10 protein-coding genes are annotated in these 13,668 nt (G+C 65.9%); all 10 read left to right on the top strand.

All coding sequences use genetic code 11. The features are described 5' to 3' along the window. Positions 1-27 precede the first annotated feature (27 nt). Positions 28-4,770, top strand: a complete 4,743-nt coding sequence (locus K5Y30_RS23380; RefSeq protein ID WP_222213636.1) for an LPD7 domain-containing protein — start codon at positions 28-30, stop codon at positions 4,768-4,770. A gap of 22 nt (positions 4,771-4,792) precedes the next feature. Next, the gene (locus K5Y30_RS23375; protein WP_222213634.1) at positions 4,793-5,143 is read left to right on the top strand and encodes a conjugal transfer protein; all 351 of its coding nucleotides are present in this window, start codon (positions 4,793-4,795) and stop codon (positions 5,141-5,143) included. A 10-nt stretch (positions 5,144-5,153) separates the two neighbouring features. Then, positions 5,154-5,846: a DotI/IcmL/TraM family protein gene (locus tag K5Y30_RS23370; protein ID WP_222213632.1), complete on the top strand. Its 693-nt coding sequence runs from the start codon at positions 5,154-5,156 to the stop codon at positions 5,844-5,846. Positions 5,847-5,850: 4 nt separating this feature from the next. Then, positions 5,851-6,858, top strand: a complete 1,008-nt coding sequence (locus tag K5Y30_RS23365) for a DotH/IcmK family type IV secretion protein (protein WP_222213630.1) — start codon at positions 5,851-5,853, stop codon at positions 6,856-6,858. A gap of 2 nt (positions 6,859-6,860) precedes the next feature. Then, complete coding sequence (gene traO, locus K5Y30_RS23360) at positions 6,861-8,165, top strand: conjugal transfer protein TraO (RefSeq protein WP_222213628.1); 1,305 nt, start codon at positions 6,861-6,863, stop codon at positions 8,163-8,165. Continuing rightward, on the top strand, positions 8,158-8,904 hold the full coding sequence (gene traP, locus K5Y30_RS23355) for a conjugal transfer protein TraP (RefSeq protein WP_222213626.1): 747 nt from the start codon (positions 8,158-8,160) through the stop codon (positions 8,902-8,904). The genes traO and traP overlap by 8 nt, the downstream gene beginning before the upstream one ends. Positions 8,905-8,913: 9 nt before the next feature. Beyond that, positions 8,914-9,453 (top strand): conjugal transfer protein TraQ, encoded by a 540-nt coding sequence (gene traQ / locus K5Y30_RS23350; RefSeq protein ID WP_222213624.1) that lies wholly within the window; start codon positions 8,914-8,916, stop codon positions 9,451-9,453. Between the two features lie 77 nt (positions 9,454-9,530). Further along, a complete protein-coding gene (locus K5Y30_RS23345) occupies positions 9,531-9,917 on the top strand; it encodes a DUF6750 family protein (RefSeq protein WP_222213622.1) in 387 nt (128 codons plus the stop codon). Between the two features lie 91 nt (positions 9,918-10,008). Continuing rightward, on the top strand, positions 10,009-10,632 hold the full coding sequence (locus K5Y30_RS23340) for a conjugal transfer protein (protein ID WP_222213620.1): 624 nt from the start codon (positions 10,009-10,011) through the stop codon (positions 10,630-10,632). Continuing rightward, positions 10,604-13,654, top strand: coding sequence for an ATP-binding protein (locus K5Y30_RS23335; protein WP_222213618.1), 3,051 nt, complete (start codon positions 10,604-10,606; stop codon positions 13,652-13,654). The genes K5Y30_RS23340 and K5Y30_RS23335 overlap by 29 nt, the downstream gene beginning before the upstream one ends. The last annotated feature ends 14 nt before the right edge of the window (positions 13,655-13,668 follow it).

Here is a 13,668-nt window from a genome sequence, read left to right as displayed (position 1 = left end):
TCCTGACACAGCAGCAGAGGAGGCTTTATGAAAACAGCGGATTATCCGGTGTGGCTTGCCGTCATGCCGGACCAGCGTGACGCCGCGCGCGCCGACGCCGGAAAGCATCCGGAGGGGGGGAACGCCATCACGTGGGATAAGGAGGCGCAGCTCTGGTACGCCCGTCCGGGCGCTGACCTCAGCCGGCTGCAGGCCTGGCTGCCAGACCCGTCGCGGCGCAGCGGCGGCGGGGACCCGCAGACGGAGTTTCTGGACGCGCTGACCAGCGCCGGGCTGATTATTGACGGCCTGCCGGTGATGGACGGTGAAATCCACCGCGTATCGGTCACCGACGGGCCGAAGGGCAACGGCGACGGCGTCTACCGCGGCTTTCTGAACGGCAGCAAGCCGGGTGGGTGGTTCATCAACTACTGGACCGCTAAAACGCACAAGGACATCACGAAGTGGAAAGGCACCGGCGGTGAAGCCGATCCGGTTGCTCGCCTGCATATGAAGGCAGTTGCGCGGCAGTCCCGTGATGACTCCGCACGCCGGCTGGCAGCCACTCATGCACAGCAGACCGCAAAGGCGAAGGCCCTCTACGAGCGCCTCCCGCCCGCCGACCCTAACCACGGTTATCTTCAGCGCAAGGGGGTAACGGCGGACGCGGATCTCAGGCAGACCCGTAACGGGGCGCTGGTCATCCCGTTTCAGGACGTGGACGGTGCTTTCCGTACGCTGCAGTACATACCGCCTGACGGCGAAAAATATCTGTTTTCTGAGGCGCCGAAAGCCGGCCACTTCAAGGTGGTGGGCGGAACGCTCACGGACGGGGAGCCGATTCTGTACGCCGAAGGCTACGCCACAGCGCGTAGCCTGAACCAGGTGACCGGGCGTCCGGTGGTGATGACCATCGACGCAGGGAACATGCTGAACGTGGCTAACGTTCTCAGCGCCCGCTATCCCGACAGCCCACACCTGTTCATGGTCGACTTCGACCACAGCAAGCCGGTTAACACCGGGCTCGTCATGGGGGAGCAGGCCGCGCGTAACACCGGCGGGAAGGTGATCATCCCCGACTTCACGTCCGCAGAGCGCGCCGCGGGCCTGACCGATTTCAATGATGTACACCAGTCACGCGGTACGGAAGCCCTCAGGGCTGACCTCCTTCCGCAAATCAATCAGGCCCTTGCCGGGCTTAACTACAAGGAAAACGTCATGGCCACACCCGACGACGCACAGCCAGCGCCGGACACTCTTCCTGCAGCGTCCCCGGACGCCGCAGCCGAATCCACACCTGTCCGTCGCCCCGGGGCGGCAAAAGAGAAAACGGGTGAAATCCTGAAGCTGCGTGATGAAGGGCTCACGCCCGCGAAGATTGCTGAGCAGCTCGGCATCGGACAGACCAGCGTGTATCGCATTCTGAAGGCGCAGCAGGCAGACGCGCCGGCGGCGGACAGCACTCCGTCTGCAGCCACTGTGAGCGAGCCGGTCATCCCGGCCGCGACCTCTGTGCCTGCAGAGGTACCCGCAGTTAACGTCAGCGAACCGGACGTCCCGTTGCCTGCGACCGGCGTGACATCGACTGCCGAAGCGCAACCTGTCACCGTGCCGGCGGCTGAAAGCGTCGCGGCAGCACAGCCAGCACCCGAAGCACCGGTGACGCCGGCGCCGGCTTCACCGGGTACCTATGACGGCTTCACCGGGCTCTACGGCACCGGCGCCGAACTGCGCGACAGGCTGGCCGCGCTGGCCAGCGGTCAGGTCTCACCGGCGGCGCTGCTGCAGGACATCAGCACGCTGCGTTCACGCGTGGAGAGCGCGGCGATAACCGGCGTGTACACCCGTGAGCACGTGAAGGAGATGCAGCAGGTCTTTGACCGGGTGACGCAGGGCGGAATGGCAGGGGCAAACGTCATGGAGACGGGCGGGTTCAGCCGCCTGCGCAGCCTGCTGGGGCAGCGCGATACCTGGAGTTCACTGCACCCGACCGGCGGCACGCTTGATATTAATACCGTGCCAGACAGGGTGGGTCAGCAGTACGCGCTGCTGGCGCGCGGGGACGTGACGCGAGCGCAGTTTGATCGAGAGGTGCGGATGCTTTACGGCGAGTTTACCCGCGCCGAACCGGGGAGCTTTACGCCCGGGCGTCAGGAGGAAACGCGCGCGGTCTTTGATCGCATGGCATCACTGGAGAGCCCTGAGCGCGCCGCGCAGTATTCGGCTGGCGCGGCGGTGCTCGCGGCGCAGTTGCCGCCGGCGTCCGCCGCTGACCCGAACGCCACGGCGCTTGATCGTATTCAGACGGCCCTGCGCGATGAATTTGTGTCGCTGGCCCGCGGTGAAACGGCGGCGCCGGCGCTGATGGAAAACGTGGCGCGACTGCAGGCGCAGCTTGATGATGCAAAGGCGCTGGGCGTCTATGCCGGCGGCCACCTGAAAGAAGTGCAGGGCGCGTTTGACCGCGTCACGCAGGGTGGACTTGCGGGTATGCCCTCGCCGGACGCACCGGCTCCCCGCGGAGACTACCTCTCCCGCAATCCCGGATCCGCCACGCTCGACGTTGCCAGCGTCCCTTCACGTATTGAGGCGCAGATTGGTCTGCTCGTTCGCGGTGAGGTCACGCGCGCTCAATTTGAGGATAACCTGGCGGTGCTGCGCAATGAGGTCGTGCGGCTCTCAGAGACCGGCAACGTCACGCCGGCGGCACTGTCAGCCGCAGAAGGGGCCTTTGCTAACCTGGGCGCACAGCCGCTACCGGCCGCTGCGGCCACACCGGCACCGCTTTCAGTACCGGTCACATCTTCTGCCGCAACCTTTCCGGAAGCTGCGGCAGCGCCGGCTCCTGTTGCCACACCGTCCGTGGCCGCCGTGTCTGAACCGGCGACACCGGTGACAGACGCCAGTGTCACGGCTCCGCAGGCTAATGTAGCGGCAGCTGCAACGGCATCCGAACCGCCTCTGATGCCTGTCACGGCAGCGGAGCAGGCACCACCGGCACCTTCGGTCCCGGCTCCAGCTGCATCGGCTGTGCCGGACGTATCCTTGCAGACGGCAGCAGCGGACGCCCGACCTGAACTTGCTGCCCGCGCGCCGGAGCCTGCGCATGAAGCAGCAGCACCAGCGGCGACCATTCCGCAGCCAGACGTGCCGCCGGGTAACCCGCTGACCTCCGCTTTTGGCGCAGAAAATGCCATCCTGGTCGGCGCACCGCGCGTGGCGACGCAGGATGAAGATGCACCAGCCTCATCAGGGTCGAAACAGGCACGCATCGATGCCGATAAGCTGCTGAGCCGCGTCACGCACGAGAAGCACCCGGACGGCAAAAGCGTGCTGTACAAGCTGGACGGCGAGGCGGCCTTCATTGACCGCGGTAATCGCCTGGTCATGGCAGAGGGCGCCAGCGCGCATCAGGAGAAAGTGCTCGCCGCGCTGCTGACCGCCGCCAATCACTATCAGGGGCGCATTGAGCTTACCGGCAGCGACGAGTTTAAGGCGTTTGCGATCGGCGTCATCGTGGCCAATAAGCTTGACGTGAGCATGAAAAACGCCAGCCAGCAGGCGGACCTGGACGCAGCGCGCCGCGCTGCGGGTCAGCCCGTGGCGCCGGCCGCGCCAGCTGATGCGGTACGCGGAGACCCGCAGGCACCGCGGGCCACTGAGACGCCTCCCGTGACGCCGGTTGCGCAGGCTGCGCCTGCACAGGCTCCCGCGCAAAGTGCAGCGCCCGTGACAGCGTCACAGCAGCCCGCTTCTGCACCGGCGCCTGAGCCCGCCGCGCCGAAGATTTCACCGGCGGTTCATACGCCAGCGGAAAATGCCCGCGAGCCGGTGACCGGCAAGGTCACCGCCTGCGGGCAGGCGCCGTTCCGTTTTGAAGCGGGCCAGAGCGAAAGCACCTTTATCACCCTGCGCACTAAAGAGGGGCAGCAGACGTTCTGGGGTAAGGAGCTTGCCGGCCTGCTGCGCGAAACCAACCTTAAGCCCGGGCGCATGGTCACGCTGCAGTGGCAGGGCGAACAGCCGGTCACGGTGAAGGTGCCGAAGAGGGATGACCATGGGGTGGTTACGCACTATGAAAGCGTGAACACCCACCGCAACCAGTGGGCGCTGGCGCCTGCCGGCGGGACGCGCGTGCAGACCGGTGCAGAAGACATGGTGCCGCTCGCGGCCGTGGACGTGAACCGCTACACCCAGATCCAGCACACGCTGGTGAGCCGCCTCGGGCTGGACGTCGACGCGCCGCCAAAGCCGGCCGACGGCCTGTACTGGCTGAAGCCGGACGGGCAGGGCAGCGCGCAGGCGGGCGATGCGCTCTCAGCGCCACGTCCGGCGCACAGCGAGCGCGCCGGCATCCCGGTGATGTCCGCGTGGGGCGATGACGGCCGGCTCGACCTGCACCTGGTGCAGGGCGACGGGGACTACCTGCAGGGCGTGGTACGTCAGGGCGGCACCTACCAGCACGTGCTGGTAAGCCTGCCGGGCAGCGCTGACGCGCCGCCGATGGTGGTCAACCTGCTGACGCCGGAAGGGGCGCAGCCCATCGGCAGCGGCAACGGCATCAACCGCTCAAACGGTCAGCCCGTGCCGCGTGAGCACGTGGTGGTGCGCCTCACCGGTGACGCAGAGCCGCGCATCGCGAAGCTGGATGCGCCCGCCGACGTTCCTGCCGCGCTGCACGCCCGCCTCGGGTATGACGAGCGTTTCAAAGCGGAGTCCGGCTGGGTAAAGGAGCAGCCGGCAGCAGCACCACAGGCAGCACCGGTCACGCCGCCGCGGCCGGCTCAGTAATCGATCCTTCCGGAGTTCTCACATGAAAAAACATTCAGCGACCGCCCTCGTGGCGGTCTTTTTCTGCTGCACCGCCTTTGCCGCCAGCGCCGCAACCTGTCGCGCCGGCAGCGCCGCGCAGACCGGCAGCGAGGCGGGCTATAACGCCGCGAAAAAGGCTAACGACGCGTGGGCCGCCCGCGAAAGCCAGACGTCCGATCAGCTGCAGAACTGCCTCTCCGGCATCCGCAACATTTCCATCAGACTGCCAAACCTGCCGAGCCTTCAGGACATCATGAACCAGGCGTCAGAGAAGGTCTGCGGAGCGCTGACGGACAAAATCAACAGCAACCTGCCGACCAGCATCGATCCGTGGCAGTCCTACGGAATGTAAGGAGTACCGCATGCACAACCCCCAACACACCGCGCCGCCTCAGGAGGCGGCTGTAGTCCTGACAGACCCGGACGCCTATGAGCACGCCCTGCACGCGCAGCACGAGCGCACGCTCGGCGCAGAGTTTGCGCGCACCTGCCTGAAGAGGCTGGGCTGGAGCCTCAGCGTCAACGTCATTCAGGCTATCGTCATCGGCGCCCTTGCCGTCTACATCCTGTTTCTCCCGCGCGAGTACTTTGCTACCGAAGCGGGGCGCATCACGCCGCTTTACCCGACGGACAAGCCGGTCTGGAGCGAGAGCGACGTGCGGCAGTTTGGTGCGGACACCATCAGCAAGGCGTTTACGCTCGACTTCGTGCACTACCGCGACCAGATGACCGCCGCAGCCGCTGACTTCTCGGAGGAGGGCTTCACCGGCTACAACAGGGCGCTGAGCACCGACTCCAACACCCTGTCGCTGGTGAAGGACAAGCGCATGAACCTGACCAACACCGTCGAACCGGGCGTCATCACCCGTCGCGGCGTGGTGGGCGGGCGCTACACGTGGGAGTTCCAGTACCCGGTAACGCTGCGCCTGCAGGGCCAGAATACCAGTACGCCGCCGCTGCGCTACATCTTCACGCTGCGCATCCAGCAGGCCGATCCGCGCCTTAAACCGCGCGGCCTTGAGGTCACGCAGACCATCACCAACAACGCAGGATAATGCTATGAGCAACTTTCGCACGCTGGCCCTGTGGCTGGCGCTGTGCGGCAGCGCGAGCGCCGCCACGGCAACGGGGACCGCCCCGGCAGCCGGCACCGACGGCGGCTGGCGCTCGACTACTTCCGCCGGCGGTGCTGTCGCGACAGGCCAGACCGGTGGCGGTACGGGCACGCCCGCTGCGCCGGCGGCGGCCGGTCCGCTGCCCGGGCAGCCCCTGCCACCGCCCACCTCGGTCACGTATGACCAGGCGCAGGCGACCATTGCCCCGCTGACGCCCGATGAAATCCGCCAGCTGCGTATGCAGCAGACCGAACAGAACCGGGCGCTGGCCACGCCGGGTATTACGGCGGTGCCGCGCATCACCGCGCAGACGGTGAGCCTGCAGCCGGGCGCGAGCCTGCCGCTGGTGCGCACCGCCGTGAACTGGCCGGCGACCGTGAGCTTTATCGACAGCACCGGCGCGCCCTGGAAAATTCTCGGCGACCCGGTGAGCGGCTCCCCGGACATCGACGTGAAGTGGATCCCGGGTATGTCCTTTATGGTCATCACCGCAAAGCGCGACTTCGTGAATACGCTGGTGACCGTGGGGCTTGAGGGCCTGCCGGTGCCGCTGCAGATAAGCGTGATGAGCGGCGAGGCCGACACGGCGAAAAAGACCTGGACGGTGGACGCGCGCCTTGACCTGCGCATTCCCCGCCGCGGGCCGGGCGCGGCGCCTGACGCACCGGGCCCCTCGCGCATCGGGCTGCATGACGACGTGCTGCAGGCGTTTCTGGACGGCGTGCCGCCGTCGGGCGCGAAGCGCCTGAAGACCACCGGCAGCGTGCCGGACACGGCGGTGTGGCAGCAGGGCGACGACCTCTATATTCGCTCGCGCGCGGACATCCGCGACGAGTTCGACACCACGCTTTCGTCGGCCGACGGCACCCACCTGTGGAAGCTGCCGGTGACGCCCCGCGTGGCCTTCTCGGTTGACGGGCGCACCGAAGCCCTCAGCATTGCCCTGGAGTAATCATGAGCGATCAACAGAACACCGGCGGCGGCAACATTCGCCTGATGATGGGCCTTATCCTTGGCGGCATCGTGGTGGTGGCGGGCGGCGGCTACGCGCTGTACAGCTACTTTGCCGCACCGCCGCCTGAACCTTCCCGCGTGAACCTGACGCGGGTAGCCGGCAGCACGCAGGTGAGCGCACAGGAGCAGGCGGCCTACCGCGAGCTGCTGCGCGAAAACAACGCCCGGGGCGCACAGACCGCCGCCGCCTCGAACGGCAGCTTTATCGCCAGCATCCCGCTGCAGCAGGACGTGGTCACGCCGAAAGAAACGCCAAAGGTCGCCCCGGCCGTGGCGCCGCGTGAGCTGCCCCGTCCGCAGGGTAACGGGCGCACGCAGGAGCAGGAGAAGGCGCTCAGCGAGGCGCGGCAGAAGTCGCTGACCGCGCTGCTTGCAAAAATCCAGGCGGAGCCCCGGACCGATCTTCCCGCCGCGCAGCTGCTGGGCGGAAAGGACGGCGGCTGGGCCGCATGGCGCGACTCGCAGCCGGGCAGCTACGTGCAGCAGGCCGCCGCGCGAAGCCGTCAGGTCGCAGCAAATACACCTCCGGCCTCTGTCGTTGTGGCGCCTTACTGGCGCGGGCCGGGGAAAATCTGTACCGGAGTGGATTCTGACAACGGGGCTACCCCGGTGCTGGGATGCATTGAAACAGGCCAGTATGCGGGCGCAGTACTCAAGGCTCCTGAAGGGGCGAAGCTGTCGGGTAACGGCGTCATCGTCCACTTCACCACCATGACCCTGAACGGGCAAGCCTACAAAGTGGACGCCTACGCGCTCGACGATAAGACGCTCGTGGCCAACATCGCCTCTGACGTCGACCATCACTATCTGCGCCGCGTCGTACTGCCCTCATTATTCGGTGGTACAGGGGAGGCCGGCCAGCTTTACGCACAGTCAAACACGCAGATGCTGAGTAACGGCTTCAACACCGTTACGTCCCGACCCGGCCTGCCCGATCCTACTGCTGTAGGAGGCGTAATTCTTGGCGGCATGGCCCAGCGAGCGGGGCAGGTGCTGACAAGCGATGCTGCGCGCCTGCCCGACCGCACCGTAACGGTGAATAACGGTCTGGTGGTGGCCATCCAGTTTATGAGTGCGGTGTACAGCACGGACGCGCTTCCCCCGCAGGGTGCGGCGGCGTCAGCGGACAGCCCTGCAACGCCCGCAGCTCTGAACAGCAACCCGACCCCGAGCGCCGCGGATCTGCGCGAAGAAACCCAGGCGCGCATCCGCGCCGCCGAACAGAGAGGTATGCCCCGTGAATGAATTCGATCCGCAGCCGGCGGTAATCGCGCCGGTTACCCCCGCCGCTTCACCGCCCGCCCCGCAGCAGCAGAGCTTTCTGACGCGCCCGCTGCTGCTGGGCTACTCCCTGCCCTGGCTGGCGGGTATGGGTCTGGTGATGGGCTTCCTCGGCTGGTATCTGTTCTGGCCCGCAGGCTCCTCACTGGATGCCAGCCAGCGCGCGTTCGGGCAGGACGCCGGGCTTGAGGCGGTACAGCCCGCCTCTGCCGCGTCCGCGCCGGCGCCGCTGCAGACGGGCGGACTCAGTGTCCCTGCCGCTGCGCTCAGCGTGGCGGAAACGGCCGGCAGCGTGCCGGACGACGTGGTGAAGCTCATCCGCGAGGGGCGCGAGTTTGAGGCGGCCAACCGCGAGGCGATCACCCGCCTGTCAGACACGGTACGCGCGCAGAGTAAGGCGCTGGCCACCCTGCAGCAGCAGCTTACCGGCATCGCTCAGGAAAACGCCCGGCTGGGTAATCAGCTGACCGTGCTGGCTGCGCGGCCTTATCCTGAGGCGGGCGGACACGCCGCTGGCAAGCGCGCGACGCGATCGGCGCTCACCGGCATGCGGCTGGAAAGCCTGCAGGAGGGGATGGCGTGGGTCAGCTGGCAGGGCAGGACGTGGGCGGTGCAGGCGGGCGACAGCCTCGGGGGCGTCACCGTGCGCGACATTAACGCACCGGAACGCAGCGTCACAACCAGCGCCGGCGTGCTGCGCTAGGGAGGCGTCATGGGAGGATCGCTTGACGGCATCACCATGCTGTCTAACCTGGCCTCCGGGCTGCAGAGCTCGTTCATTACCCTGGCCCTGACGCTGGGGTCGCTGTTCGGCGTGCTCGGTGCCGGCGGCTTTCTGGTCCGCGAGTCCTGGCTTGCCCGCAAGGCGCCCGGTCAGTCGGCGAGCGGCGGGGCCGTGGTGGCCTGTCTGCTGCTGTCGGGCTGCCTGGTAGGGCTGGACCAGCTTATCGGCGCTGGGGCGCGGCAGGTGGGCTGGCAGGTTTCGTTTGACGCCATCAGCTATGTGGACCAGGGGACGTTCGGGCAGGGCGCGGTCGCGGCCAACGCCCTGCTGAGCCTGCTGCGCATGATTGGCGTGTGGATGGCCCTTTCTGGCGGTTTGCTGTACCGCCGTTCCCGTAAAGATGGCCACTCGGGCCTGACAGCGGGTGACGACGTCAACAAAGGTACCGTGAGATTTATCCTTGGAGTGTTGCTCATCTGTAACCCCTACCTGCTCGACGCCTTACAGAAAACCCTCAGTATGCGCTGAGGCAGATTCAAAGACTTCCGTCCTCATGGACGATTCACCCGGCCATCCGGCCACTCTTATTTATTAAGGAAAACACCATGATTACTCGCTTTTACCGCGCGGCATACGCACGCGTCCTGATGCTGTCTGAAACCCTGCACCGCATGACTTTACGCGCCCTCAGCGCCTGGCTTGCCCTTATCTCACCGATGGCCATGGCCGACGGTGATTTAGCGGATATGGGAAAAAATTTATCCGAGGGCGCCAAGTCCCTGCAGACCAGTGGGATCGTCATTATTCAGGTTATCGGGTTCTTTTCGTTCGCCGGCGGGCTTCTCTCCATCAAGGCCATGAAGAATAACCCGCAGATCAAGCCCTGGATGATTGTACTGGCCATCGTTGGCGGGATGCTGGCTATGGGTATCCCTGAAATCATCAAGCGTGGCATGACGCAGATGGGCATGACGCCGGTCAGCGTCAGTTAACTTACCGGCCGCCCCAGCACGGGGCGGCAATTCTTCGCATCACTGCCGGATTCTCCGGGCAGTTCTCCTCTTGTTCGAACAGGACATCACTATGGTTTTGAATCATACGCCGGCTCCGGTGGCAGGTTCTCTGCTGCCGCTTGTACCGGACGTCAGCGGTGAAGACGAATCCCCGCGACCTGTGGCGCTGTCTCCCGGCGAGCCATGCCGCTGTTGCGGTACGCGCGCGCAGCGCCTGTGGCAGGGGCCGGACGCGCAGCCGGTCTGCACGCTGTGCTGGCTGACCTTTAACCTCGACAGCCCCACTGCCGCGCACGGGCACCTCGCCTGGCTGCCTGACGCACCCGCCGCCGATGTCATCAATCTGCAGCGCCGTGCGCTTATCGGGCAGCACAGCGAGAGTAAAACCGTGCGTAAACAGGGCAGGCGCGTCTGGAACTGGCTGGCCCGCCACGCACGCGAGGTGGAGGGCATGTGGGGCACCTCCCGCGCGCCCGAGTTTGCCGCGGCCTTCGCGCGGCTTCCCCCGTTAAAGCGCGCGCAGATGCAGCAGCGGCTCGAGGGCTGCGTGCTCATTCTGCCCGCTGACGTTTTTAACGACCTGACTCTGCTGCTGCCGCTGGGCCGCACCGCCGATAACGCGGTGCATACCCCGGCATGGGCAACCTATACCCGGAGCGACCTGTATGCCAAACCGCCTCATCCGCTGGACTGAAGAAGTGATCACCGCCGCGACGCGCTTTGCCGTGTCGCGCGATCTGCCCGACTACTGCGATCTGCAGACCGTGGTGCGCCTCACCGACGACGATCGCATTCGTCACCCGGAGCTGAGCGCGCCGTACATCATGGTCACTCATCGCGGTGACTATCTGACGGTTTATGAAGTTGCCGGCAGCTACAGTGAGGCAGACGAAAAGCTGGCCGCCGGGCATGACGATGCGTGGCAGGGGCGGCTTGACCGCATGACTGAGTCCTTAAACTCCCACTATCGCCATATGGGTCATAAAATCAGCACCGTACACGAGTGCGATCCGGACGGCGGCGGGGCTGTCATCCGTCGGCTGCTGGCGCCGCAGTATCAGTCACTGAAGCGCACCGGCCTGGATCTGAAATACATGCTCGATGAGCAGGTGAAGAAGCTTACGCCCTGGGTCAACGCGGAGCGCACCTGGCTTGTCTGCTACAGCGGCCGCGGCGTGCTGGCCGGGCACGAACTGCGTGATGAAAACGCCCGCCTGAAGGAGCTGGTGAAGGGCAGCCCGGCGGCCGCGTTCGGGCAGAATCCGCTGCTCACCGAGCTGGCGGGCCTTAAAATCCGTCACGACGCCTTCCTCTCGCAGGTTGAGCGGGCGCTCGGCGACAGCGGGAAGGGCGTACTGATGCGCCGCATCGATGCGCACGAAGCCGGGCGGGTGCTACGCGCGCAGGTGGACCCGGGCACGGGCCATGACTGGCAGCCGCTACTGCCGGACGATCGCATTATCCCCCGGGGGGTGCGTCAGGGGGAGGACGCCACCGCGCTGCTGGCTCCCTGGCTGAACTTTCAGGTCATGGGCGCGGGCGTTGATGAGATACGCAACAACCTGATCAAAATTAAAGGCGTCTGGCACGGCACGCTCGCCGTCAACCTCGGGCCGCAGAGTCCGCAGAGCTTTGCCCGCCTGCGCGAACTTATTCCGCGGAGCGTGCCGTTCCGCATCCGCAAGGACCTGATGCCCGGCGGCATGCGTCGCCTCGGCGGCAAACACGTCGTGCTGAGCATGGCGTCCTGGGTGCCGGGCCTGAAACCGATTTTCGATTCCATTTCGATGCTGGCCGAACGCGAGATGCACGAGCCGGTGTGCGTGATGACCATCACGGCCGCGACCTGGGGGGACTCTCCGGAAACGGTGACGCGCAACCTGACGCTGCTGCAGCAGGCGCTGACGTCGTGGGGGATATGCGGCGTCACGCAGACCTTCGGCGACCCGGTTAAGGCGTGGGTGGCTACGCTCACGGGCTCGTCTGCGTCAAGCGGGCCGTGCCTGATGTATCCGCCGCTGTCTGAGGCGCTGAACCTGATGCCGCTTACCCGTCCGACGACGGCCTGGAGCGAGGACGGCAACGCGCTGTTTGTGTCGCCGGACGGCAAGCTGATGCCGGTGGCGCTCGCGCCCTCCAACCAGACCAAAAAAACCAGCATAGTGGCCGGCGAGTCCGGCGGCGGTAAATCGGTGTTCATCAACCGGCAGCCCATCATCCTGGCGATGTCCGCGCAGCAGCAGTTACCCTTCTTTGCCGGCATTGATAAGGGGTTCAGCTCGCAGGGCATGGTCTCGATACTGCGTGATGCGCTGCCGCCGGAGCGTCAGGACGAGGTGCTCAGCGTCGTGCTGCGTAACGACGCGCAGCACTGCCGCAACTTGTTCGACATCCAGCTGGGGCTTTCGATGCCGCTCAGCTACGAATCCGAATTTATGGAGAACGCGCTGCAGGCCCTGTGTATTGACCCCGGCACCGGCGTGCCGCCCAACGGCCGCGATACGCCGATTATTCTGCGTCGTCTGGTCAGCGACTCGTTTAAGGCCTGTCGCGAGGAACCGCGGCGCTACGAGCCGGGGCTCGTGCCGGAGGTGGACGCGGCGCTGAGTGACGCCGGCATCTGGGAGGCGCACCCGGAATACCGCGACAACGCCACCTGGTACGAGGTGCGTGACCTGCTGCAGGACGCGGCCCACCCGGCCGCCGCGCAGCGCGCGCAGTTTCAGGCGGTGCCGGAGCTCGCCGACATGGCGCCGCGCCTGCTCAGCGAGGATTTCAGAAGCATGTACGGCAACATTCAGCGCGACGGCAGCAGCGAGCCGCTTATTGAGTACATCGCCCGCTGCCTGCGCGACGCCTGCGGCCAGTACCGCATGTTCGCCGGGCGCACGCGCTTCATGATAAGCCCAAAGGCGCGCGTCATTACGGTCGACATTCAGTACGTCGCCGGCGACAAGTCAAAGGCAGGCTACCTGCAGACCGGCATGATGTACCTGTTTGCCGGCCACATCGCGGGCGGCGACTTCGTGCTGCCGCAGTATCAGGACGAGCTCTTTCCCGCGCTTCATAAACGCTGGCATCCGATGCACCGCGCGCGCGTGGATCAGCTCGACCAGGAGGTTAAAACCCGCCAGTACGACGAGCTGCACAACGCGAAGGGCGTCCCCTTTATCTTCCCGATGCTCGAAACCGCCGATCGCGAGCAGCGCAAGTTTGGCGTGCGCACCGTGCTGTCCTCACAGTACTTCCGCGACATGCCCGACGCGCTGCGCCAGTCAGCCAACTCCGTCTACATGGTCGGCGTGGATCCGGAAGACCGCGCGCTGCTGAAAGAGCGCTTTAAGGTACCGGACGCCACGCTTGACCGCTTTGAGCGCATGGGCAGCGGCCCGGCGGCCGACGGCAGCGGCGTACCGTTTCTTGGCATCTTCCGCATCAGGGGGGGCAGCACTATTGCCCACATCATGAAAAATACGGTGGGTCCGGAGGAGCTGTGGGGCCACAGCACCACGCCGGTGGATATGTCGCTGCGCCGCATGCTCGAAAAAGACGTTGGCGCCGGCACGACCCGCCGCATCCTCGGGAATTCCTTCCCGAACGGCTCGGCCGAGAAGGTCATCGAGCACCGTCAGCGCACCGCGGGCGAGGCGCGCGGCGACAACGTCATCCGCACGCTCGCCACCGAGCTAATCGATAAACAGGGCTACGACCTCTGACCCCTCAGGAGTTC

It is taken from the genome of Pantoea sp. DY-5 (assembly GCF_019795955.1).
Classification (GTDB): Bacteria; Pseudomonadota; Gammaproteobacteria; order Enterobacterales; family Enterobacteriaceae; genus Pantoea; species Pantoea leporis.
Note: the sequence above shows the minus strand (reverse complement) of the source record. Positions and strands in the feature narration are given on the sequence as shown.